This window comes from Microvirga mediterraneensis (genome assembly GCF_013520865.1).
GTDB lineage: Bacteria > Pseudomonadota > Alphaproteobacteria > Rhizobiales > Beijerinckiaceae > Microvirga > Microvirga mediterraneensis.
On record NZ_JACDXJ010000001.1, the window covers coordinates 2,936,491 to 2,957,407 of the forward strand.

The following is a 20,917-nucleotide window of genomic DNA, read 5'->3' on the forward strand; positions in this document are numbered from 1 at the left end:
TAAAGCGGGAGGAGGGGCGCTGTCACTCCGCATTCCGTTGGGGTAGGTATGCGCGGAGACGGACAAGCTATGCAATGGCGTCATCGACGGAAAAGCTGGGGAATATCTCGATGTCATGACGACCGTGGTTCCGGGTATCCGCGTCTTGCCATCGCGGCGGTTCCGAAGGCGTGGGTGACCGGCACGAGGCCGACCATGACGGGCGGTGCTGATCCGTTTGTGTCAAAGAGCCAGCCCCTTGGGGCCCGCAGCTTGCGCTGCGAGCCTTTCGGGTTCGAGGGTGGCGCGTCGGGCAGCCCGGCTCGCTCTCTAAGGGTGAATGTGAGAGCCGAACTGCTCGTCACGCACGGTTCTTTTCAGGTGGACCAGCTGGGGAGCCCCCAAGGTCGACCTCCCGCGACCACAGGCGTGCGAGGCCTGCGGCGGGACCGTGCCTGCTCTCACTCTTGCGACGCCTCGCGAGCGCGCCCCTCGTCAGAGCAGATCTAGGGCAACGATATAGCCGAGCTTATCCGCCCTGTCAAGAACAAAGTGAGAACATAACGTTGCCCCGATGACATTCGCCGCCCCCATCCTGAGGAGCAGCGCAGCGGCGTCTCGAGGTCTCGGACCGTGTCCGGGCACGTGGGCGCCTTGCCCTCTGAACGATCCTTCGAGACGGTCGCTCTGCGACCTCCTCAGGATGAGGCTGGAGGAATGTAAGGAAGACGTGAATGGCCGGCACAAGGCCGGCCATTCACGAGAGGGTGTCCTGCTTCCTAGCGGCAGGAAGGTTTGAGGAGCGCTCACCGCTCCTCGGAGCCGCCCTTCGACAATGGGCGCTGCTGCTCGCCGCTATGGGCGCGAGCGGAGCGCTTCGGGGGCTTCTCGTCGCCGGTTGAGGACGTGGAATGTCCACCCGACTGGCTGGCCGTGGGATGGCCACGCACCAGGGTGCCCTTGGGCACATCGACCGCATTGCCCGGCGCTGGAACGCGAGCGCGGGACGCGGCGCCGCCGCTCATGCCGGTTGGGCCCGAGGTGCCTTCGGTCTGGGCACCGCGGGGGGCGGGGCTCTTCGCGGCGGTGGTGTTCACACCTCCGGCGATCTCCTCGTTCGACAGCTGGAAGCCTGCCTCGTCGTCTTCCTCCTCGGGCACTTCCTTGAAGGAGCGAATTCCCGCTTTCGAGCCGCTCGTCGGGCGATTGTCGTCCACGTGGTCGATATCGAGATCGGGGTCGAGCTTCTTCGAAGCCCCCATGAGCCCGGTCGCCTTCGCAGCCGCGCGCTTGGTGTTGCCGACATCGTTGCGCTGGGTCGGGCCCGCGACGAAGCTGTCGCCGGTCTCTTCCTGGGTGACTTCGTTCAGCACCTCGTCGACATCCGGCTCGGGAGGGCGGCCTCGCTTGTCTTGCGCCATGGGCTATTCCTCTTCTTTGGTTTCGAGCAGGTCTTGCCGGCCCGCGTTTCCAGGAGGCAACGTCCCGTCGCGGACGGGTGTTCCGGCCCCGCATTCGTGAAAAAGCGGGGCCGGAAACCTTAGCGGCCGAGCTCTTTCTGCATGTCCTGCAGCAGCGCCAGATGCTCTTTGATCTGGCCGCGGGCGAGCTTGGCGAGGTTCATCATCTCGCGGTTGCCGGCGGCCTGCTGGAGCTGATTTTCCTGAAGCTTCAGCAGCTCCTGATGTCCCTCGATCTGCAGCGCGACATAATCCTTGTCGAACGCCGCGCCTGCCTGTGCCTTCGACAGACGTTCCATGGCCTGCGCGTCCTTCTGCGGCAGCTCGGGCGCCGTCGCGGCGGATTGCTGCGCGCCCTGCGTGGTCGAAGCGGTTGCGTTCGGATCGGCGAAGGAGTGCATGATGTCGGTGAGCAGGTTCTGCTCGGCGATCTCGAAATCCGCGAATTGCTTGACGCGCGGGTTCTGAGCCTTGCCGTGGGCGAAGTTCGATTGCTGCAGCGAGACGGTGCTCAGTGCCAGCATCTGCTGGATGTACTGGCGGTCGGCCTGCGATTGCTGCTGGCCCATGGACGCCGGTGCGCTCGCCTGCCCCTGGCGCATGGGCGTTTGCGTATCCTGCGGAGCGCCGCCCTGCTGCGTGCGCTGCTGGCGCTGTTGGGCATTCTGGCCGAGAGCCGGGTTGGCCTGTGTTTCGGCGGGCTGCGGCGTGGCGGGCTGCGTGATAGCCTGGTTCTGCTGCTGGGCGAGGGCGGGAAGGCTGATTGCGGCCATGAGGCCTGCGATCACGAGGCTGCGTGACATCAAGTTTCTCCTGCGAGCAAGTTGTGAGGGCGAACGTTCGCGGGGGAGATTTGTTCGAGGCGATCGTTTCGTCCGTTCGCTTCGGCGCGGGTCGAACTTCGGACAAGCGTGTCCGTTGTGAGACTGAGCGAGTGAGGGAAGCAAGATGCAGGACCGGGCAACACGAATCGTCATGCTGGTGATCGCGGTGCTGCTCGCGATCTTCGTGCTGCAGCCCTACGTGACAGGCTATCTGTTTTCAGCCCGCGAGCCGCGTCCCGTCGCGGCCCGTGGGGATCTGTCGGACTACGAACGGTCCACGATCCGCGTCTTCGAGACCGTCGCTCCCTCGGTTGTCCAGGTGGTCGCCCTGTCGGGACGAGGACCCGCGGCCGGGCAGCCCGCCGGGTCGGGCACCGGCTTCATCTGGGATGCGGCCGGCCATGTGGTCACGAACCACCACGTGGTCGAGAACGGCGCGTCCTTCGTGGTGCGCCTCGCGTCGGGCGAAGTGCTGCCGGCCGACGTGGTCGGTCGCGCGCCGAATTACGATCTCGCCGTGCTGAGGGTCCAGCGCCAGGGCGGATTGCCGGCGCCGGTTCCGGTCGGAAGCTCGGCCGATCTGAAAGTGGGACAGACCGCTTACGCCATCGGCAACCCGTTCGGCCTGGACCAGTCGCTCACGACCGGCATCATCAGCGCCCTCAAGCGCCGCCTGCCCACCAGCGGCGGCCGCGAGGTCGCGGACGTGATCCAGACCGACGCGGCCATCAATCCCGGCAATTCGGGCGGTCCGCTGCTGGACTCGGCGGGTCGTCTCATCGGTGTCAACACGGCGATCTTCTCACCCTCCGGCACCAATGCGGGCATCGGCTTCGCCATTCCCGTCGACGTGGTCAACCGGGTGGTGCCGGAACTCATCCGCAACGGACGCGTGCCGACGCCGGGGATCGGAATCCTGGCGGGCGACGAGACGCTCGCGGCGCAGCTCGGCGTGAACGGGGTGATCGTGGCGGATGTCGTGCCGGGCTCTCCCGCGGACAAGGCCGGATTGCGCGGCGTCGATCTCCGCGCCGGCATCATCGGCGATGTGATCGTGGGGGTCGAAGGCGATCCCGTGCGGCACCTTTCGGATCTGACGGACCGGCTGGAGCGGACCGGTGTCGGAAACACCGTCTCCCTTACGATCCTCCGGAACAACCAGAGGCAGAATGTCGACGTGGCCATCGTGGATGTGGGCGAACAGACACCACGCGGGCGCAGGCCATAAAGAAAACACAACCTTGGTAGGGGCTGATTTGTTTCCTTCAGGCCGAAACTTTCATGGGTTACCGCCGTTAGCCATCGAACCTTCACCAACGGAGGAGCGAATGAAACCTGACAGCACCGAACCTAACATCCTGGTGCAAAGCTCGGCAGTCGACCTGGGCGATGCGTTTCCCGAATATGCGAAGACCAACGTCAATCAGGTTGCCGGAAAATATTTCGGCCATCTGAGCGCGGCATCGGTCTACGTCACGCGGGAGGGCATTACCTATCGCTGCACCGTGAACATGCAGATGGGCGCGCTCAAGATGATGACGGGCGAGGCCAAGAACAAGGATCTCTACGCTGCCTTCCGGGCCGCGTTGCAGAAGACGGCCAAGCAGCTTCGCCGTACCAAGCGCGAGCTGCGCGAGGACAAGGCCGCGCGCACGGACAAGGACATGCTCCTGCGTGAGGGAACTGCGCCGCGTCGCACGCAGAGGCGCAGCGAAGAGGTCGCTCCGCCGGCCAACGACGAGGGCGACTACCGCGTCGCCGCTGAATAATCCGACAGCCTCATCCCTTGTGGCCTCCGGTGGTCATCGCCGGCAAGGCCGCTTGTGTCTCTGCGTGATGTCCTGGGCGGGAACGACGTTTCCCGGCCAGGACGCATCGCGCCGGTTCAATCCCCGACCGCCCGAATGAGAGGCTTCGGCAGCACCATGATGTTGTCGGAGATCAGCTGCATGAATTCCATGATGGGCGCCGGGCGGCCGAACAGGTAGCCCTGCGCCTCCGTGCAGCCCTCGAGCCCGAGGAAACGCAGCTCCTCGGAGGTCTCCACGCCCTCGGCAATGACAGGAAGGCCCAGGCCCCGCCCGAGCCCGAGCACGGCGCGTACGATGGCCGCCGCCTGCGGGTTCGCATGAACCGCCTGGATGAAGGATCGGTCGATCTTGATCTTGTCGAACGGGAAGGCGCGCAGGTTCGAGAGCGAGGAATAGCCCGTGCCGAAATCGTCCATGGCGATGTTGACGCCGATCTCCTTCAGTCTCTGGAGGGAGACGAGCGCTCGGTTGGGATCGCGGATCAGGGCCGTCTCGGTGATCTCGATCTCGAGCCGCTTCGCCGGCAGGTTCGTCTGCTCCAAGGTGGCCTGCACGAACTCGACGAAGCCGTCGCTGGTCAGCTGCAGCGCCGAGACATTCACCGCGACCGTTAGCGGCCGCTTCCAGCTCGCGGCTTCCCTGCAGGCCTCCCGCATCACCCATTCGCCGATCTTCAGGATCAGCCCGCTCTCTTCCGCGATCGGAATAAAGAGGGCAGGCGAGACATCGCCCCGCGTCGGGTGTTTCCAGCGCAGCAGGACCTCGAACCCGTTGACCTCGCCCGTATCGACCTGCGCCTGCGGCTGATAGGCGAGACCCAGTTCGTTGTTGGCGATGGCGCTGCGCAAATCGTGCTCGATGCTGCGGCGCTCCCGGATCTGTGCGCCCATGGACGCCTCGAAGAACCGATAGGTGCCCTTGCCCTCGGTCTTAGCCCGGTACAGGGCGGCGTCGGCACTGGAGAGGAGCTCCGTGCGGTCCTTTCCGTCGGACGGATAGAGCGCGATGCCGATGCTCACCGAGACGAGGCCGACCGGAACACCTTCCTCATCCCATTTGAGGCCTTTGAGAAGCGCGTCGGCGAGTTGGCCCACCTGGGTCGGATCCGTCACATGCGGCGCGATGATGGCGAATTCGTCTCCGCCGAGCCGAGCGAACATCTGCCCGTCGACGAGGGCGGAGGAGAGATGCTTCGCGATGTCCTGGAGCACCTGATCGCCGGTGGCGTGGCCATAGAGGTCGTTGACGTCCTTGAAGCCGTCGAGGTCGAGGCAAAGCAGCGCCATCTGCCGCTTGGTTCTCCGGTGCAGGCGGATCTCGCGGTCGAGGCGGTGATCGAAGCTCGCGCGGTTGCCGAGGCCAGTGAGCGGGTCGTGGTGAGCCAGATAGCGGATCCTGGCTTCCGCATCCCGGCGATCGCGAAGGTCACGGAACGCGACCACGTTGTGGGGAGCGCCGTTGTAGGTGATCTGCCGGGCGATCAGCTCGACGGGAACGAGGGTGCCGTCCGCTTTCCGCAGGTCGGCTTCGACGGCCTGTCCCGGCCACCCGAACAGCTTGTCCCGCTTGGCGCTGTCGGGGATCCAATCGGCCAGGGACTGGCCGGCGATCTGCTCGGATGTGAGACCGGTCAGGCGCGCGAAGCTCTGGTTGACCGTCACGATGGAACCGCCGTCGCAGAGGACGAGGCCCTCCACCGCCGCGTCCGTGAGATCGCGCATGCGCTGCATCTCCAGGGAGGCGCGACGGCGCTCCCGGATGTCGAGGCTCAGGGCGACGACGGCGAGCAGCAGAATCGACAGGCTGACGAAGGCCACGCCGCTGGCGAGCCATTCGGTATGGATGGAGGAAGGAGAGAGCGCGATGCTGGGATCGGGCGTGATGCTGACCGCCCCCATGGCGGTGAAATGGTGGCTGCAGATTGCCAGGGTGAGCAGCAGCGCGCCGAGGAGAATGCCCCCACGCGACGATTGGCCGAGCGCCATCGCGAGGGCGGCCGCGCCGAGAAGGCCTCCCAGCAGGATCGAGGCTGCCACGAGCGCAGGATCCCAGGCGATGGTGCCGGAAACCTCGAAGGCGGCCATGCCGGTATAGTGCATCACGGCGATGCCGCCGCCGACGATGGCGCCACCGATCCAGGACGCGAGAGCAACACCCGACAGCAGCGCCGTGCCAAGGCCGATGCCTGTCAGCATCACGGCGGCGATCAGGGAGATGATCGTCAGCGTGACGTTGTAGGCCGTCGGCAGGGACGGGGAGAAGGCCAGCATCGCGATGAAGTGCGTGGACCAGATTCCGAAGCCTGTCGAGGCAGCCGCGATGGTCAGCCAGGCGAGGCGTCCGCGGCCGTCCATGCGGCGCGCGTGATGAAGCAGGTTGATCCCCGTCAGCGACGCCAGCGCGCAGACCAGGGCCGCCAGGGCGACGAGCCGGAGATCGTGTTCGGAGACGATGCAATCGTAGACGGTCAGCATGGTGAGCCTTTGCAGATCGCCCGCCGCATCGATGGTATCGCGCGAAAGGGAATCTGGCCGGTAACAGAGATAGGGAAAGATCATCCGGTCTCTTACCGGTATGGCGGGACGGCATCATGCCTTTGGATCGGCATCATTCACGTGAGCCCCAATCCGCCAAGGATTTCGGGACATTGTCCCGCCCGGTAAGATGAGGCATCGCATCGGCAAGTCAACGAAGGACGGAGCGGACGCAATGCCTATCGGGCAGCAAAGTTAACGGCGCATGCGGGCGTGCGTGGCGCTGAAGACATGCCTGATCACCGGCACGGGGCCGGTGACGACATGGTGCGACTCTAGCGCATCGTGCGGACCCAGAGGGCCGCGTCAGCGAAAAGTGGATCCGGTTTTCCGCCCGAACGATGCGCCAGCCAAAAGAAGGAGCATCGGATTCGATCCCAAAAGTGGATTCCACTTTTGGGTCCGATGCTCTAGGGGAGAGCCGCGTTCTGGCATAATGGCGGCGAACGCCTCAAGCCGGCATCTGCGGCTCGATGATCTTTCCGTCTTGCGTGAAATCGTAGATCTTGCCGGTCTCGCTCCAGGAAGGAAGGGCGAGCTTCACGATGTGAGGGGCAAGGTCCTCGGGCGTCTTCAGCGTCAGCGGATCCTCGCCGGGCATCGCCGTGCGGCGCATGGCGGTGCGGAGCGGGCCGGGATTGAGCAGCATGGCCCTGACCGGCGTCGTCGCCGTCTCGGCGGCATAGGTGCGCACCAGGGCCTCGAGGGCGGCCTTCGACACGGAATAGACGCCCCAATAGGCTTTGTGCTTGTGGGCGGCCCCGGACGTGATGAAAATCGCGCGGCCCGCATCCGAGGCGCGCAGCAGCGGATCGAGGGAACGGATCAGGCGATAATTCGCCGTCACGTTCACGGCCATCACCTCGTCCCAGACGGGCTGGTCGATATGGGTGATCGGGGCGAGCTCGCCGAGCTGGCCCGCATTGCCGAGCAGGATGTCGAGCTTGCCCCAGCGCTCGTGGATCGCGGCCCCCAGGCGGTCGAGGGCGTCGAAATCCTTCAGGTTCACCGGCACGAGGGTGGCCGAGGCACCCTTGGCGCGGATCTCGTCATCGAGGGATTCGAGGGCGCCCTGCGTCCGGGCGAGCGCGATGACATGCGCGCCGGCTTCGGCGAGGGCGAGGGCCGCCGCGCGGCCGATGCCGCGCGAAGCGCCGGTGACGACCGCGACGCGGTTGTGAAGAGGCTTGTCCATTGGGATTCTCAGTCGGCTTCGGCGAGAACGGCGAGACGGCGCGGGGTGGCGACGGCGAGGTCCGTCAGCGGCGTCGGGTAATCGCCCGTGAAGCAATGGTCGGTGAATTGCGGCTGCGCCGGGTTGCGGCCCTTCTCGCCCATGGCGCGATAGACGCCCTCGATGGACAGGAAGGCGAGCGAATCCGCCCCGATATACTGGCGCATCTGCTCCAGGTCGTGGGTGGCGGCGAGGAGCTTCTCCTTCTCCGGCGTGTCGATGCCGTAGAAGTCGGGATGGGTGATCGGCGGGCTGGAGATGCGGAAATGCACTTCCTTCGCGCCGGCCTCGCGCATCATGCGTACGATCTTCACCGAGGTGGTGCCGCGCACGAGGCTGTCGTCCACCAGCACGATGCGCTTGCCGGCAATCGCCGAACGGTTGGCGGAGTGCTTCATGCGCACGCCGAGCTCGCGCACCGACTGGGTCGGCTGGATGAAGGTGCGGCCCACATAATGGTTGCGGATGATGCCGAGCTCGTAAGGCAGGCCGCAGGTCTGGGCATAACCGAGGGCGGCCGGAACGCCGGAATCCGGCACCGGGATCACCACGTCGGCGTCGGCCGGCGATTCCAGGGCGAGCTCGCGGCCCATGCCCTTGCGGACCTCATAGACGCTGCGGCCGTTCACGACGGAATCGGGACGGGCGAAATAGATGTATTCGAAGATGTCCGGGCGGGCAGGCTGCTCCGGGACGAACCGGAAGGATTCGATGCCCTCGTCCGAGATCACCACGCATTCGCCGTTCTCGATGTCGCGGACGAAACGGGCGCCGATGATGTCGAGGGCGCAGGTCTCGGAGGCAAGGATGTAGCGGCCGTCGAGCTCGCCCAGCACCAGCGGGCGGATGCCCAGCGGGTCGCGGGCGCCGATCAGCTTCTTGTTGGTGAGCGCCACCAGGGCATAGGCGCCCTCGAGCTTCTGGATGGCCTCGACGAAGCGGTCGATGACCCGGTCCTTGCGGCTGCGGGCGACGAGGTGGACGATCACCTCCGTGTCCGTTGTGGATTGGCAGATGGCGCCGTCGCGGATGAGGTTGCGGCGAAGCGTCAGGCCGTTGGTCAGGTTCCCGTTATGGGCGACGGCGAATCCGCCGCCGTCGAGCTCCGCGAAAAGGGGCTGCACGTTGCGCAGGACCGTCTCGCCGGTGGTCGAGTAGCGGGTATGGCCGATGGCCGAGAGGCCTTCGAGGCGCTCGATGGTCGCCCGGTCGGAGAAATTGTCGCCTACGAGGCCGAGCTTGCGCTCCGAGTGAAAGACCGATCCGTCATAGGAGACGATGCCTGCGGCTTCCTGGCCACGGTGCTGCAAGGCATGGAGACCGAGCGCCGTGATGGCGGCGGCATCCGGGTGCCCGTAGATGCCGAAGACGCCGCATTCTTCGCGCAGGGTATCGCCGTCGAGGTCCAGGTTCACCTGCTTCGGAGTGACCTGCCACGTCTCAGACAAAGCAGACATGATCATACCTTTGGGATTCGCGCCCCCACCGGCGCCGCCCTTATGTAGTCGGCATTCGACTAAACGCCAATGGCTATTCTGCCGCTGCCGGAAACGTGATGCCGGACCGGATGCAGATGCGGGCTTGCACTTTCATATCCGGTTCCGTGTCTCTTGGACCGCACAGCGGGTGGCGCCGAAAATCGAAGCCTTTCCCGGCCGATCCGCAGATGGCTCAGCTCCGGCGCTGAGGCGGCTGGGGTGCCGCGGGAGCCGCCGGGGCGGCCGGGCGCTGCGGGTCGGGCTCGGCCGGCTCGGCCTCCGACGGCGCTTCCTTGTTGCGCAGGCGCTGGAGCAGGGCCTCGGCATTCTCGGGCAGCATGGCGATGATGTTGTCGCGGGTGTTCTCCATGGCCGGCCGGGTGCGCGAGGAGGCCGCCCATTCGGGCTCCTTGCCCTGGAGCAGCCAGCCGAGGAAGGCCCAGCCGATCACGCAGATCAGGAAGCCGCGGGCCGCGCCGAAGAAAAGCCCGAGCGTCCGATCAAGGGCGCCGATGCGGGAATCGAGGATGAGGTCGGAGATCTGGACCGTGATGATCGACACGATGATCAGCGTCACCACGAAGATGCCGCCGATGGCCGCGACGAGCGCCACCGTGTTGCTGCTGATATACTGATGCGCAATCGGCAGGGCGGTCGGATGCAGGTACCAGGCCGCGGCGGCCGCGACGACCCAGGCCACGATGGCGAGCACCTCGCGGGTGAAGCCGCGCACGGCAGCGAGAAGAGCCGAGATCAGGACAATACCGATGACGACGAGGTCCAGAACGGAAACGGGCATGGGCCGGGCCTACGCAAAATGACAGGAATGAAGCCGCCTTCGCGGATTTGGAGCCTGGCTCTATAGCGTTAACAAAGGCTTTCGTCACCCTTGCAGTGGGACCTGCGGCTGCGGGACGAGTGCAAAACACCCCGCCCGCGCAAAAAAACCGGCGCGACGCCGGGTTGAAGGCACGTCGTTAAATGAAGATCAAATCATCAGCCTTGAAGTTGAAAGTGGTTTCCGTCGTGGAATCGAGATTGTGAGAGTTGAATTCGGTGATGTCGAAGCTGCCCTTCTTGGCCAGGCTGGGGCTGCTGAACTCGGTGATGTCGAAGCTCCCCTTTTTGGCGAGGCTCGGGCCGCTGAATTCGGTGATATCGAAGCTGCCCTTCTTGGCGAGGCTCGGGCTGTCGGGCTTGGCGGTCGGAGCGTTTGAAAGATTCTTCGCCATCTTCATTCCTACAGGTTCGAGGCTTGACCGATCGTAAGGCCGGTCCCGCAGTCGGCTTTCCATATAATGTTGTACTGTAAGAATATTCCGTCAAGGGGTATTCTGTCCTGACGGAACGGAAGGCAATCCTTTCAGCCTTTCCGTCTGAGCACTCCGGCATGCGCACCGTGTAGGGGGCGGTGCCGCGTCCTCCATCTGAGGATCTGCGAGACACGCTCGACCACAAAAAAGCTCCGGCGGATGCCGCCGGAGCCGGAAAAGCGGATGGTGTTCGATGTCAGATGAACAGGAAGTCGTTGAATGAGACGGCCGTTCCAGGCTTCAGCTTCAGAATCTCAATCGGCTTCGCGCCGCCGGAGCCGTCGACATCAAGATAAACGGTGCCGTTCTTCTTGTTGTAGACGACGTAGTCGTTCCCATCCTTGGACGTGGTCCCGACGGTGAAGAACTTCTTCTCGAGCTTGCCTTCCTTGAAGATCTTGTCGAGTCCGACCGAGGACTTCTTGTCCGGATGGCCCTTCTTGGAGAGGCCAAAAAGATCCTTCTGGGAGGCTTTGACCTTGAAGGATTTCAGCGCATCGAGGTCGAAGAGGATCTTGTCCTCTCCGGACTTGAAGTCCCTGATCTGATCGAAATGGCCCTTCTTGAAGGGGGTATCGAACACGAAGGTGTCAGCGCCATTGCCGCCGAAGAGGATGTCCTTGCCGCTGCCACCGTTGATGGTGTCGTCGCCGCCGTTGCCCCAGATCCAGTCGTTGCCTGCGCCGCCATTGATGATCTCGGCGCTCTCGGTTCCGCGGAGCTTTTCGTTGCGTGCCGAACCGCCGATCTCGCTCACGTCCGTCACGCCGATCGAAAGCGTCTTCTCGAAGCTCAGGCCGCCGGAATCGGTCACCTTGACTTTGACCTGAACCGAAGAGGCTGTCTCGTAGTCGAACTTTGCGCCGGCTGCGACGACGAGCTTGTTGTTGTCGCCGATCGTGAAGCGCCCGCCGGCATTATCCGTCAGGCTGAACGTGAACGTCTCGTTCGCATCGGGATCAAGAGCCATAAGGGGGCCGACTTCAGCGCCAGCTGCGGCATTCTCGGCGACCGTCGGTGCAACGATGCCTCCGAGAGTGAGGTCGGTCGGGGCTTCGTTGACGTTTGTGACGCTGATCTGGAACGACTTGTCGGCAACCACCGTCCCACCGCTGGCCGCCGTGCTCGTTGCGGAGATCGAGATATCGAAGTGATTCAGATCGACATTTTCGAAATCGAAAAGGCCTCTGCCGGTCTTCACGACGAGAACGGAATAGGTCCGGTTATTCTCCGTCACATCTTTGATCTCGAACCGGTCGCTGAGGCTGCTCGCCAGGGTGAAGGTGAAGGCCTCATTCTGTGCGCCGCCATCGACGCCCAGTCTGCCGATGATGGTGCCGTTTTCCGGGTTTTCGGCCACGTTCAGGGCCGAGAGGGTAATCGTTGTGGGCATGTTTGGTCCTTTTCCAGCGGCAGAAGCTCAGGGCTTCCGGACATACCCACTAGGAATTTCCGATCATGGGCCAGATCCTGAGATAGGATAAATGTAATCAAATATCAAATAGGCCAAATGGACGAGGCAGGCCTCCTGGGCAGAGAACCCCGCCTGACCCGTTATGAGGCCCTCCTGCGCGGCGCGGCAATCCCGGCCACGAGGTCCGTGATATGCTGGATGGCCGAGGCGGGGAGCGGGAGGCGTTCCTTCTTGCCCTTGTCGCCGCGCGGCGCCGGAGCGACCGCTCCTGAAAACCCGAGCTTCGCCGCCTCCTTCAGCCGCGCCTGCTCCTGGGCCACGGGACGGATGGCGCCGGAAAGGCCCATTTCGCCGAAATAGACCGTATCCGGCGGCAGGGGCTTGCCGGACAGCGAGGACACCAGGGCCGCGGCGGCGGCGAGGTCGGCTGCGGGCTCCGTGATGCGCAGGCCCCCGGCGACGTTGAGATAGACGTCGTGCATGCCGAGCTTCAGCCCGCCATGAGCCTCCAGCACCGCCAGCACCATGGACAGACGGCTCTGGTCCCAACCGACCACGGCCCGGCGCGGTGTGCCGAGGGATGTCGGTGCCACGAGGGCCTGGATCTCGACGAGGAGCGGGCGCGTGCCCTCCATCCCGGCGAAGACCGCCGTTCCGGGCGTGGCCATGTCGCGTCCAGCGAGAAAAAGTTCGGATGGGTTGGAGACCTCGCGCAGGCCCTGGTCCGACATCTCGAACACGCCGATCTCGTCGGTCGGACCGAAGCGGTTCTTGACCGCGCGCAGGATCCGGAAGTGGTGGCCCGTATCGCCCTCGAAGGAGACCACCGCATCGACCATGTGCTCGACGACGCGGGGTCCGGCGATCTGCCCGTCCTTCGTCACGTGTCCGACGAGGATCACGGCGGTGCCGGTCGTCTTGGCGAAGCGGATCAGGGCCTGGGCCGAGCCGCGCACCTGGGTGACCGTGCCGGGGGCCGATTCCACCGTCTCGGTCCACATGGTCTGGATCGAGTCGATGATCGCGAGAGCCGGGGGGCGGCCCTGGCTCAGGGTGGCGATGATGTCCTCGACATTGGTCTCGGACGCGAGTTCCACGGGGGCCTGGCCGAGGCCGAGGCGCTCGGCCCGCAGGCGCACCTGGGCCACCGCCTCTTCGCCCGAGATGTAGGCGACGCGCTCGCCCCGGTTGGCCAGGGCCGCGGAGGCTTGCATGAGAAGGGTGGATTTGCCGATGCCGGGATCGCCGCCGAGCAGGATGATCGAGCCGTGCACGAAGCCGCCGCCGGTGACCCGGTCGAGTTCGGCGATGCCGGAGGGCGTGCGCGGGGCTTCCTTGGTCTCGCCGGAGAGCCCTTCGAGCGGAAAGATCCGCCCCTTGGCGCGGGACGGGCGGGTGGCGACGGGGCCCGCCATGGGACTCGCGGAACCGGCCTCTTCGGCGATGGTGTTCCAGCCGCCGCAGGCCTCGCACTTGCCTTTCCAGCGGTTGTAGACCGCACCGCATTCCTGGCAGACGAAGGAGGGGTGACGCTTGGCCATCAGCCCTGCACTCCACGATAGGCACGGGCATAGCGAGCGCCGAGATTGGTCAGGATCTCGTACCCGATGGTGCCCGCGCGGCGGCCGACCTCGTCGATGGTCAGGTCGCCGCCGATCAGGGTCACCGTGTCGCCACGCTTGATCCGGTTCTCAGGCACCGCCGTGACGTCGATGGTGATCAGATCCATGGAGACGTTGCCGGCGAAGGGGCAGGGATGGCCCGCCACCAGGGTCATGCCGGCGAGCAGGTCCTCGCCGCTCCTGCCGCGCGCGCTCGAGGAACGTGGGTAACCGTCCGCATAGCCGACGGAGAGGGTTGCGATGCGGCGCTTCTCCACGGCCAGCCAGCGGCCGTTGTAGCCGACCGTGTGGTCAGCCTCGACCCAGCGCAGCTGCACGATGCGGGCCTCCAAGCCCACGACCGGCTTCATGGGATTGGCCCGGTCCGGCGTCGGGTTGCCGCCGTAGAGCGCATAACCGGGACGCACCAGATCGTAGGGCGGCTTGCCGTTGAGGAAGATGCCGGAAGAGTTCGGGAGCGACGCGGGAATGCCGGGCAGGGACGACCGCAGGGCCTCGAAAGCCTCGATCTGCTGACGGTTCAGCGGATTGTCGCTCTCTTCCGCGCTCACGAAATGGCTCATCAGGAGTGCGGTCTCGAAGTCCTCGCGTTCCGGCCGGTCCCTGAGCGCCAGCCCCTGCGGAACCGTGAGGCCGAGCCGGTTCATGCCGGTGTCGACATGGATCGCGGCGGGCCTTTTCCGGTTTTCGGCGCGGCAGAACCCCGCCCATTCCTCGATTTCCTCGAAGGAGCCCAGGACCGGGCGCAGATTGTGCGCCGCATAAGTCGGTCCGGTGCCGGCGAAGAGGCCGTTCAGCACATAGATCGTCGCGTCCGGCGCCACGGCGCGGGCGCGTATCGCCTCGCTCAAGTGCGCCACGAAGAAGGTGCGGCAGCCGGCTCGGCCGAGGGCGGGAACGGCCTGCTCGATGCCGATGCCATAGGCGTTCGCCTTGACGACGGCGGCCGTTTCCGCGCCGCCCGCATTGTCGCGCAGGGTACGCCAGTTCGACGCGAGGGCGTCGAGGTCGATGTGGAGGATGCCTCCGGCGGCGTTCTCGGGAACAGCGCCGGCGGCGTCATGCTGAGAGGTGAGTTGGGTCAATCGCCAATCCGTTCGGGAAGTTTGTCTTCATCCGCAAGGTCGGTGAAGCGGGTGATGTCGGCCTGGAAGGCGAGCTGCACGGTGCCCGTGGGACCGTGACGCTGCTTGCCGATGATGACCTCGGCCTTGCCATGGACCTGATCCATCTCCGATTGCCACTTGAAGTACTCCTCGGTGCCGGGTTTCGGCTCCTTGTTCTTCAGATAGTACTCCTCGCGGTAAACGAACATGACCACGTCGGCGTCCTGCTCGATCGAGCCCGATTCACGAAGGTCGGAGAGCTGCGGCCGCTTGTCGTCGCGGGATTCCACCTGACGGGAGAGCTGGGAGAGGGCAATGAGCGGGACGGAGAGCTCCTTGGCGAGCGCCTTGAGGCCGGTGGTGATCTCGGTCAGCTCCTGAACGCGGTTCTCCCCCTTCTTGGCCGAACCGGAAAGAAGCTGCAGGTAGTCGACGATGAGGATGTCGAGGCCGCGCTGGCGCTTGAGGCGGCGCGCACGGGCCGTGAGCTGCGCGATGGAGATGCCGCCGGTCTGGTCGATGTAGAAGGGAATCGACTGCATCTCGCGGGCGGCTTCCGTGATCTTGTAGAAGTCGTCCTCGCGCATGTCGCCGCGGCGGATCTTGTAGGACGGCACGCCCGATTGCTCGGCGATGATACGGGTCGCGAGCTGCTCGGCCGACATTTCGAGGGAGAAGAAGCCCACGATGCCGCCGTTGACGGTCTTAAGGTTCCCGTCCTGCTGCTTTTCGGCCCGATAGGCCTTCGCGATGTTGAACGCGATGTTCGTCACCAGCGAGGTCTTACCCATCGCCGGACGGCCCGCGAGAATGACAAGGTCGGACGGCTGCAGACCGCCCAGCGACTTGTCGAGGTCGATGAGCCCGGTCGAAATGCCCGAAAGGGCGCCCTCGCGCTTGTAGGCGGCGGCGGCCATGTCGATGGCTGCGGTAAGGGCATCGGAAAAGCGCTGGAAGCCCCCGTCGGCGCGGCCCGTTTCCGCGATCGCGTAGAGACGCCGCTCCGCCTCCTCGATCTGCTCGCGCGGCGAGTTCTCGACCGGGGCGTCGAAGGCGTTGTTGACGATATCCTCGCCGATATTGATGAGGTTGCGGCGGATCGCGAGGTCGTAGATCGTGCGACCGTAATCCTCGGCGTTGATGACGGTGGTCGCCTCGGCCGCCAGACGCGCGAGGTATTGGGAAACCGTAATGCCGCCGAGATCCTGGTCGCCCAGGAAGGTCTTCATGGTGATCGGGGTCGCGATCTTGCCCGCTTTGATCAGGCTCGTGGCGACCTCGTAGATGCGCCGGTGCAGGTCCTCGATGAAGTGGCTGGCCTCGAGGAAATCCGAGACGCGGTAATAGGCGTCGTTGTTGACCAGAATCGCGCCCAGCAGAGCCTGTTCGGCTTCGATGTTGCTGGGGGGCGTCCGAAACTGCGGCTCGGCGGTTTCGAGGCGGGCGATCAGGGCATTGGCGGTGGCCATCTGGCGCTCCGGAAACAGATAAGGGTTTAGAGTCTCTTAGACCGCAATTGGTGTCCTAAAGGTTGCCGGGCGGACACGAAGCCGGGACTCCTCCCGATCTGTCCTCGCTGTCCTCGATTCTCACACCGTTCCTTGTCTCGCGGGCGTCTCACCTTGACTCTTCCACAAGCCTGAAAACGAAAGAAAAACGCTCCCCGTCGAATCGACGGAGAGCGCGATTTTAGAACAAATCAGGAACTAGAGCAATCTGTCCAGCTTGAAGCCTCTGTTCCGTCATCGCTGGCCATGTGCCGGTGATCCCGAACCGAAAAGCGCAGTGCTCTTCCAATCGGGATGGCCGGCACAGGGCCGGTCATGACGTCGAGGAGGTGTTCCCAGCCGATTTCAGCCGGGAACGACGGCTGGTCTCAGAGCTCCTCGTCGCCGCCGGCTTCCGCCAGGGCGGCGCCGACTTCGAGGCCGAGGTCGTCGAGGTTGGTCTCCTCGCGGGTCGTGACCGACTCGCCGCGGGCCTGACGCTCGGCTTCCTCGGGGCTGCGGGCGACGTTGATCGTCACCTGGACCTCGACCTCCGGATGGAGGGCGACCGGCACGTTGTGCAGGCCGATGGTCTTGATCGGCTGGTTGATCGCGATCTGGTTGCGGTCAACGGTGAAGCCGTTCTGGGTCATGATCTCGGCGAGGTCGCGGGTCGAGACCGAACCGTAGAGCACGCCGGTCTCGCCGGACTGGCGCAGGATGATGAAGCTCTGGCCGTTCAGCTTCTCGCCGACGGCTTCCGCTTCCTTGCGGCGCTCGAGGTTGCGGGCCTCGAGCTGGGCGCGCTGCGTCTCGAAATGCTTCTTGTTGGCGTCCGTGGCGCGCAGGGCCTTGCCGCGCGGCAGGAGGAAGTTGCGGGCGTAGCCGGAACGGACCTTCACGGTCTCGCCCATCTGGCCGAGCTTTGCGACGCGCTCGAGAAGGATCACTTCCATGGTTGTCTCCTTTAGGTTCGTGATCAGGTGGAAAGGGTTGGAGGCGGGTTCGGCCCCGAGCCGAAACGGCGGCGCAGGCCGAAGACGGTGTCGGCAATGCCGAACAGGGCCAGGGCGACCATCAGGATGCCCTGGGTGACGAAGATCAGCACGTACAGCGCCGACAGGATGAACGAGCGGCCCGACTTGCCCCGCGTGCGGTCGTGGATCGCCGCGAGGCCCTGAAGGGCAAAGGCCATCAGGAAGGCTCCCGACAGGGCCATTCCGAGGGCGCCGATAAAGCCGCCGAAGCTGGCGACGACGAGGGCGCCGACCAGGATCAGGCCGGCCGAGCGCGGCATCACGAGTTCCGGCACCGGGGCCCAGGGGCGCGGCAGGCGTTTGGACGCCTGGACGATCCGGGCGGCCGCCCAGAGGTAGAGCGCCAGGACGGTCGTGAAGCCCTGGGCCGACAGGAAGGGCGTCAGGCGCGCGAAGATGCTGATCAGTTCCTCACGGGTCTCCGCGTCGAGCGCGCCGGGTCCAGACGTGGTGAACTGCGCGCCGACGAAGGCCTCGGCGACCGCGCGGGCATTCTGATCGAAGGCTTCGTAATCGCCGCCCGTCGAAATCACCCCGGCGGCGATGATGGTGAGCGCCGCCGTCGCGGCGATCCAGGCGAGAAGCCGGCCGACGGGATACCATTCCATGGCGCCGTCAGGGCCGGGGCGCCCGAGCAGGGCGAGGTAGGACAGCCACCAGGCGGGCAGGGCCGTGATGATCGCGAAGCCCAATCCGCTGAGGGGCGACAGGATCAGGGCGATCGCGATGCCGCCGACGAGGGCTGCGATGAGCCCGGAGCGGTGGTCCCAGCCGAGGGATACGATCAGGACGGGAATGGGGGCAAGCAGATACAGCACGGCCGCGAGCGGGGTCGCCTTGACGATCACCGCGGTCAGAAGGGCCGAAACGAGGCCCGCGCCTATGCCTGTCGCAACAAAATTCATCGTCTCGCTGTCCCGCTGCTCGTCGGCAGGGTTAGGGGGCTGGCCCCAACTGACCCGGCGGGATCTCACCGCTGGGCGAAGGATGGAAACTCTCCACCTCATCCTGAGGAGCAGCGAGGCTGCGTCTCGAAGGAGGCTCCCGAGAGCGCTGGAACCGCCATCCTCGTCCTTCGAGATGCCGCCGATGACGGCTCCTCAGGATGAGGATGGCTATCCGGGAGACTGCCCGACCTGAGATCGGGCAGATCAGATTTTAGCGGATCACGTAGGGCAGGAGGCCCAGGAAGCGGGCGCGCTTGATCGCCTGGGCGAGCTCACGCTGCTTCTTGGCCGACACGGCCGTGATGCGCGAAGGAACGATCTTGCCGCGCTCGGAGATGTAGCGGGACAGGAGCTTCGTGTCCTTGTAGTCGATCTTCGGAGCGTTCGGGCCCGAGAACGGGCAGGTCTTACGACGACGGAAGAACGGACGACGGCCGCCGCCGGCAGCCCCACCAGTAGCACCAAATGCCATGATTAAGCCTCCTCGCCTTCGTTACCGCCCTCAGGGCCGCCATCGCGCTCGCGGCGCTCGCGGTCCTTGCGCTCATCGCGGTCGCGCTTCTGCATCATCACGGACGGCTCGGTCTCGAGCTCCTCGACCTTGATGGTCATGAAGCGAAGGATGTCTTCGTTGATGCGCATCTGACGCTCCATCTCGGCCACGGCCGGGGCCGGAGCGTTGAGATTGAACATCGTGAAATGCGCCTTGCGGTTCTTCTTGATCCGATAGGCGAGGGACTTCACGCCCCACATCTCGGTCTTGTCGACGCTGCCGCCGTTCTGCTCGATGACGCCCTTGTACTGGTCGACCATTGCTTCGACCTGCTGCGGGGTGACATCCTGGCGAGCCAAAAAGATATGCTCGTAGAGAGGCATAGTGGGCCTTTCTCAGGTTTGAGGTTCAAGCCGTGCACTGTTTTGACGAGTGTTCCGGCCGTTTCGCGCGTCCGATCGGCGCCAAGCCCTTCGAGCCTGCAAGGCCCGAGCGGTTGTCGAAGGCGGAGACACGGGACGACGGAGCGTTAAACCCCTATGCGGCAAGCCGCACCGTCCGTTCAGCCCCCGGCCGGAGCGAACGCGAAGCGGGGGCTATAGTCGATCTGGGGCGGGAAGGCAAGGGACGGCCGTTGCCGTTGAGTTGCCTACCGTCTGCGAGGAGCGCATTTCCCATTTGCCATTCTGTAGCCTGCGCCTCCACGGCACCCGCACCCGCGGCAAGCCTCTTGAATGAGCCCGTTCATTCGCGACGTTTGTTTTTCTCCGGATCCGGGCCCAGTCCCAAAGAAGGAAGGCTGTAGGTGCTTTGCTTGGACAGGGCCTGAGCAGAGAAGAGCGAAACCTGCAATGATGAGCAACGACCGCATGTCTTCACCATATTGAACGGCGTGAATAAACTACAGGTAGTATTATGATATAATACAACTAAAAGAGTCAATGCGTGTCGCTTTGGATTTCGCGGATTGTTGCGCTAGAACGCCTACATGACTGCTCCTCCTCTACGCCTCGGCGTCAATATCGATCACGTCGCGACCGTGCGGAATGCGCGGGGCGGCGTCCATCCCGATCCGGTCCGGGCCGCGAATCTGGCGGTGCTGGCCGGGGCGGACGGGATTACCGCGCATCTCAGGGAAGACCGGCGCCATATCCGGGACGCGGATATGTGGCGGCTCAAGCAGGAATTGTTCGTGCCGCTCAATTTCGAGATGGCGGCCACCTCCGAGATGGTGGCGCTCGCCACCCGCATCCATCCCCATGCGGCCTGCCTCGTACCCGAGAAGCGCGAGGAGCGCACGACGGAAGGGGGGCTCGACATCATCGGTGCCCATGCCCATCTGCGTCCGGTGATCCAGGAACTGAAGGGCGAGGGCATCCGCGTGTCGCTGTTCGTCGAGCCGGACATCGCCGTCATGGACGCCGCCTGCGACCTGCGGGCGCCCGTGGTCGAGCTCCATACGGGAACCTATTGTGAGGCGGTCGCCGATGGGGACCAGGCCAGAATCACCCATGAGCTGGAGCGCCTGAGGCGCGCGGCCGAGCATGGGGCCGGGCTCGGCCTCGAAATTCACGCAGGCCACGGTCTCGCCCTCGACTCGGTGCGTCCCGTCGCGGCGATCCCGCAGATCGTGGAACTCAATATCGGCCATTCCCTGATCGGAGAGGCGATCTTCGTCGGCCTCGACGAAGCGGTCCGGGCCATGCGCGCCGCCATGGACCAGGGCCGGGCGCAGGTGACGGCGTGATCATCGGCATCGGCTCCGACCTCTGCGACATCCGGCGCATCGAAAAATCGATCGAACGCTTTGGCGAACGATTCACGCACCGCATCTATACGGAAGGCGAGCGGGCGCGGAGCGACAGGCGGGCCGCACGCGCGCCGTCCTATGCCCGGCGCTTCGCCGCCAAGGAGGCCTGCGCCAAGGCCCTGGGAACGGGATTGAGTCATGGGGTCTTCTGGCGCGACATGGAGGTGGTCAATCTTCCGACCGGCCGCCCGACCATGCGGCTGACCGGGGGAGCGCTGGAGCGCCTCCAGGCCATCACGCCGGCGGGGCATAGGGCGGTGGTCCACGTGTCGCTGACCGACGATCCGCCGCTGGCTCAAGCCTTCGTGATCATCGAGGCGCTGCCCATATGAGGCGTGGCCGCGTTGCGGCAGGACGCGCCTTAGGTT

19 protein-coding genes are annotated in these 20,917 nt (G+C 65.0%); 4 read left to right on the forward strand and 15 right to left on the reverse strand.

Annotation, left to right across the window (positions count from 1 at the left end):
- Window positions 1-785 precede the first annotated feature (785 nt).
- Window positions 786-1,400, reverse strand: coding sequence for a hypothetical protein (locus H0S73_RS13900; RefSeq protein WP_181052717.1), 615 nt, complete (start codon window positions 1,398-1,400; stop codon window positions 786-788).
- 119 nt (window positions 1,401-1,519) lie between these two features.
- A complete protein-coding gene (locus tag H0S73_RS13905; RefSeq protein WP_181052718.1) occupies window positions 1,520-2,242 on the reverse strand; it encodes a DUF4142 domain-containing protein in 723 nt (240 codons plus the stop codon).
- 145 nt (window positions 2,243-2,387) lie between these two features.
- Between H0S73_RS13905 and H0S73_RS13910 the strand changes: the two genes are divergently transcribed.
- Complete coding sequence (locus H0S73_RS13910; RefSeq protein ID WP_181052719.1) at window positions 2,388-3,491, forward strand: S1C family serine protease; 1,104 nt, start codon at window positions 2,388-2,390, stop codon at window positions 3,489-3,491.
- A 100-nt stretch (window positions 3,492-3,591) separates the two neighbouring features.
- Window positions 3,592-4,032 carry a ribosome hibernation-promoting factor, HPF/YfiA family gene (hpf, locus tag H0S73_RS13915; RefSeq protein WP_181052720.1) on the forward strand — a complete coding sequence of 147 codons (441 nt, stop codon included), beginning with the start codon at window positions 3,592-3,594 and terminating at the stop codon, window positions 4,030-4,032.
- A gap of 116 nt (window positions 4,033-4,148) precedes the next feature.
- Here hpf and H0S73_RS13920 read toward each other — a convergent pair whose 3' ends face one another.
- From H0S73_RS13920 to rpsF, 13 genes are all read right to left on the reverse strand, one after another.
- Entirely contained in the window at window positions 4,149-6,548 is a 2,400-nt protein-coding gene (locus H0S73_RS13920; RefSeq protein WP_425488224.1) for a putative bifunctional diguanylate cyclase/phosphodiesterase, read from the reverse strand.
- 511 nt (window positions 6,549-7,059) lie between these two features.
- On the reverse strand, window positions 7,060-7,803 hold the full coding sequence (locus H0S73_RS13925) for an SDR family NAD(P)-dependent oxidoreductase (RefSeq protein WP_181052722.1): 744 nt from the start codon (window positions 7,801-7,803) through the stop codon (window positions 7,060-7,062).
- Between the two features lie 8 nt (window positions 7,804-7,811).
- On the reverse strand, window positions 7,812-9,299 hold the full coding sequence (gene purF, locus H0S73_RS13930; protein WP_181052723.1) for an amidophosphoribosyltransferase: 1,488 nt from the start codon (window positions 9,297-9,299) through the stop codon (window positions 7,812-7,814).
- Window positions 9,300-9,513: 214 nt separating this feature from the next.
- A complete protein-coding gene (locus H0S73_RS13935) occupies window positions 9,514-10,119 on the reverse strand; it encodes a CvpA family protein (protein WP_181052724.1) in 606 nt (201 codons plus the stop codon).
- 178 nt (window positions 10,120-10,297) lie between these two features.
- On the reverse strand, window positions 10,298-10,552 hold the full coding sequence (locus tag H0S73_RS13940) for a hypothetical protein (RefSeq protein ID WP_181052725.1): 255 nt from the start codon (window positions 10,550-10,552) through the stop codon (window positions 10,298-10,300).
- 277 nt (window positions 10,553-10,829) lie between these two features.
- On the reverse strand, window positions 10,830-12,026 hold the full coding sequence (locus H0S73_RS13945; RefSeq protein ID WP_181052726.1) for a cadherin domain-containing protein: 1,197 nt from the start codon (window positions 12,024-12,026) through the stop codon (window positions 10,830-10,832).
- A 161-nt stretch (window positions 12,027-12,187) separates the two neighbouring features.
- Window positions 12,188-13,588, reverse strand: a complete 1,401-nt coding sequence (gene radA, locus H0S73_RS13950) for a DNA repair protein RadA (protein WP_181052727.1) — start codon at window positions 13,586-13,588, stop codon at window positions 12,188-12,190.
- Window positions 13,588-14,754 carry an alanine racemase gene (gene alr / locus H0S73_RS13955; RefSeq protein WP_181052728.1) on the reverse strand — a complete coding sequence of 389 codons (1,167 nt, stop codon included), beginning with the start codon at window positions 14,752-14,754 and terminating at the stop codon, window positions 13,588-13,590. The genes radA and alr overlap by 1 nt, the downstream gene beginning before the upstream one ends.
- Window positions 14,751-16,244, reverse strand: a complete 1,494-nt coding sequence (locus tag H0S73_RS13960) for a replicative DNA helicase (RefSeq protein ID WP_181052729.1) — start codon at window positions 16,242-16,244, stop codon at window positions 14,751-14,753. Before H0S73_RS13960 ends, alr begins: the two co-directional genes overlap by 4 nt.
- Window positions 16,245-16,651: 407 nt before the next feature.
- The gene (rplI, locus tag H0S73_RS13965; RefSeq protein ID WP_009491072.1) at window positions 16,652-17,218 is read right to left on the reverse strand and encodes a 50S ribosomal protein L9; all 567 of its coding nucleotides are present in this window, start codon (window positions 17,216-17,218) and stop codon (window positions 16,652-16,654) included.
- Between the two features lie 23 nt (window positions 17,219-17,241).
- Complete coding sequence (locus tag H0S73_RS13970; protein ID WP_181052730.1) at window positions 17,242-18,204, reverse strand: DUF2232 domain-containing protein; 963 nt, start codon at window positions 18,202-18,204, stop codon at window positions 17,242-17,244.
- 253 nt (window positions 18,205-18,457) lie between these two features.
- Window positions 18,458-18,718 carry a 30S ribosomal protein S18 gene (gene rpsR, locus H0S73_RS13975; protein ID WP_036353512.1) on the reverse strand — a complete coding sequence of 87 codons (261 nt, stop codon included), beginning with the start codon at window positions 18,716-18,718 and terminating at the stop codon, window positions 18,458-18,460.
- A 2-nt stretch (window positions 18,719-18,720) separates the two neighbouring features.
- Window positions 18,721-19,122 (reverse strand): 30S ribosomal protein S6, encoded by a 402-nt coding sequence (rpsF, locus tag H0S73_RS13980; protein ID WP_009491075.1) that lies wholly within the window; start codon window positions 19,120-19,122, stop codon window positions 18,721-18,723.
- 605 nt (window positions 19,123-19,727) lie between these two features.
- Here rpsF and H0S73_RS13985 point away from each other — a divergent pair.
- A complete protein-coding gene (locus H0S73_RS13985) occupies window positions 19,728-20,486 on the forward strand; it encodes a pyridoxine 5'-phosphate synthase (RefSeq protein WP_181052731.1) in 759 nt (252 codons plus the stop codon).
- Window positions 20,483-20,881: a holo-ACP synthase gene (gene acpS, locus H0S73_RS13990; protein WP_181052732.1), complete on the forward strand. Its 399-nt coding sequence runs from the start codon at window positions 20,483-20,485 to the stop codon at window positions 20,879-20,881. The genes H0S73_RS13985 and acpS overlap by 4 nt, the downstream gene beginning before the upstream one ends.
- Window positions 20,882-20,917: the final 36 nt, after the last annotated feature.

What these genes read in the sequence shown, in the direction of transcription:
- H0S73_RS13900 (WP_181052717.1), bottom strand. Translation starts at nt 1,400, where the DNA reads ATGGCGCAAGACAAGCGAGGCCGCCCTCCCGAGCCGGATGTCGACGAG.
- H0S73_RS13905 (WP_181052718.1), bottom strand. Translation starts at nt 2,242, where the DNA reads ATGTCACGCAGCCTCGTGATCGCAGGCCTCATGGCCGCAATCAGCCTT.
- H0S73_RS13910 (WP_181052719.1), top strand. Translation starts at nt 2,388, where the DNA reads ATGCAGGACCGGGCAACACGAATCGTCATGCTGGTGATCGCGGTGCTG.
- hpf (WP_181052720.1), top strand. Translation starts at nt 3,592, where the DNA reads ATGAAACCTGACAGCACCGAACCTAACATCCTGGTGCAAAGCTCGGCA.
- H0S73_RS13920 (WP_425488224.1), bottom strand. Translation starts at nt 6,548, where the DNA reads ATGCTGACCGTCTACGATTGCATCGTCTCCGAACACGATCTCCGGCTC.
- H0S73_RS13925 (WP_181052722.1), bottom strand. Translation starts at nt 7,803, where the DNA reads ATGGACAAGCCTCTTCACAACCGCGTCGCGGTCGTCACCGGCGCTTCG.
- purF (WP_181052723.1), bottom strand. Translation starts at nt 9,299, where the DNA reads ATGTCTGCTTTGTCTGAGACGTGGCAGGTCACTCCGAAGCAGGTGAAC.
- H0S73_RS13935 (WP_181052724.1), bottom strand. Translation starts at nt 10,119, where the DNA reads ATGCCCGTTTCCGTTCTGGACCTCGTCGTCATCGGTATTGTCCTGATC.
- H0S73_RS13940 (WP_181052725.1), bottom strand. Translation starts at nt 10,552, where the DNA reads ATGGCGAAGAATCTTTCAAACGCTCCGACCGCCAAGCCCGACAGCCCG.
- H0S73_RS13945 (WP_181052726.1), bottom strand. Translation starts at nt 12,026, where the DNA reads ATGCCCACAACGATTACCCTCTCGGCCCTGAACGTGGCCGAAAACCCG.
- radA (WP_181052727.1), bottom strand. Translation starts at nt 13,588, where the DNA reads ATGGCCAAGCGTCACCCCTCCTTCGTCTGCCAGGAATGCGGTGCGGTC.
- H0S73_RS13960 (WP_181052729.1), bottom strand. Translation starts at nt 16,244, where the DNA reads ATGGCCACCGCCAATGCCCTGATCGCCCGCCTCGAAACCGCCGAGCCG.
- rplI (WP_009491072.1), bottom strand. Translation starts at nt 17,218, where the DNA reads ATGGAAGTGATCCTTCTCGAGCGCGTCGCAAAGCTCGGCCAGATGGGC.
- H0S73_RS13970 (WP_181052730.1), bottom strand. Translation starts at nt 18,204, where the DNA reads ATGAATTTTGTTGCGACAGGCATAGGCGCGGGCCTCGTTTCGGCCCTT.
- rpsR (WP_036353512.1), bottom strand. Translation starts at nt 18,718, where the DNA reads ATGGCATTTGGTGCTACTGGTGGGGCTGCCGGCGGCGGCCGTCGTCCG.
- rpsF (WP_009491075.1), bottom strand. Translation starts at nt 19,122, where the DNA reads ATGCCTCTCTACGAGCATATCTTTTTGGCTCGCCAGGATGTCACCCCG.
- H0S73_RS13985 (WP_181052731.1), top strand. Translation starts at nt 19,728, where the DNA reads ATGACTGCTCCTCCTCTACGCCTCGGCGTCAATATCGATCACGTCGCG.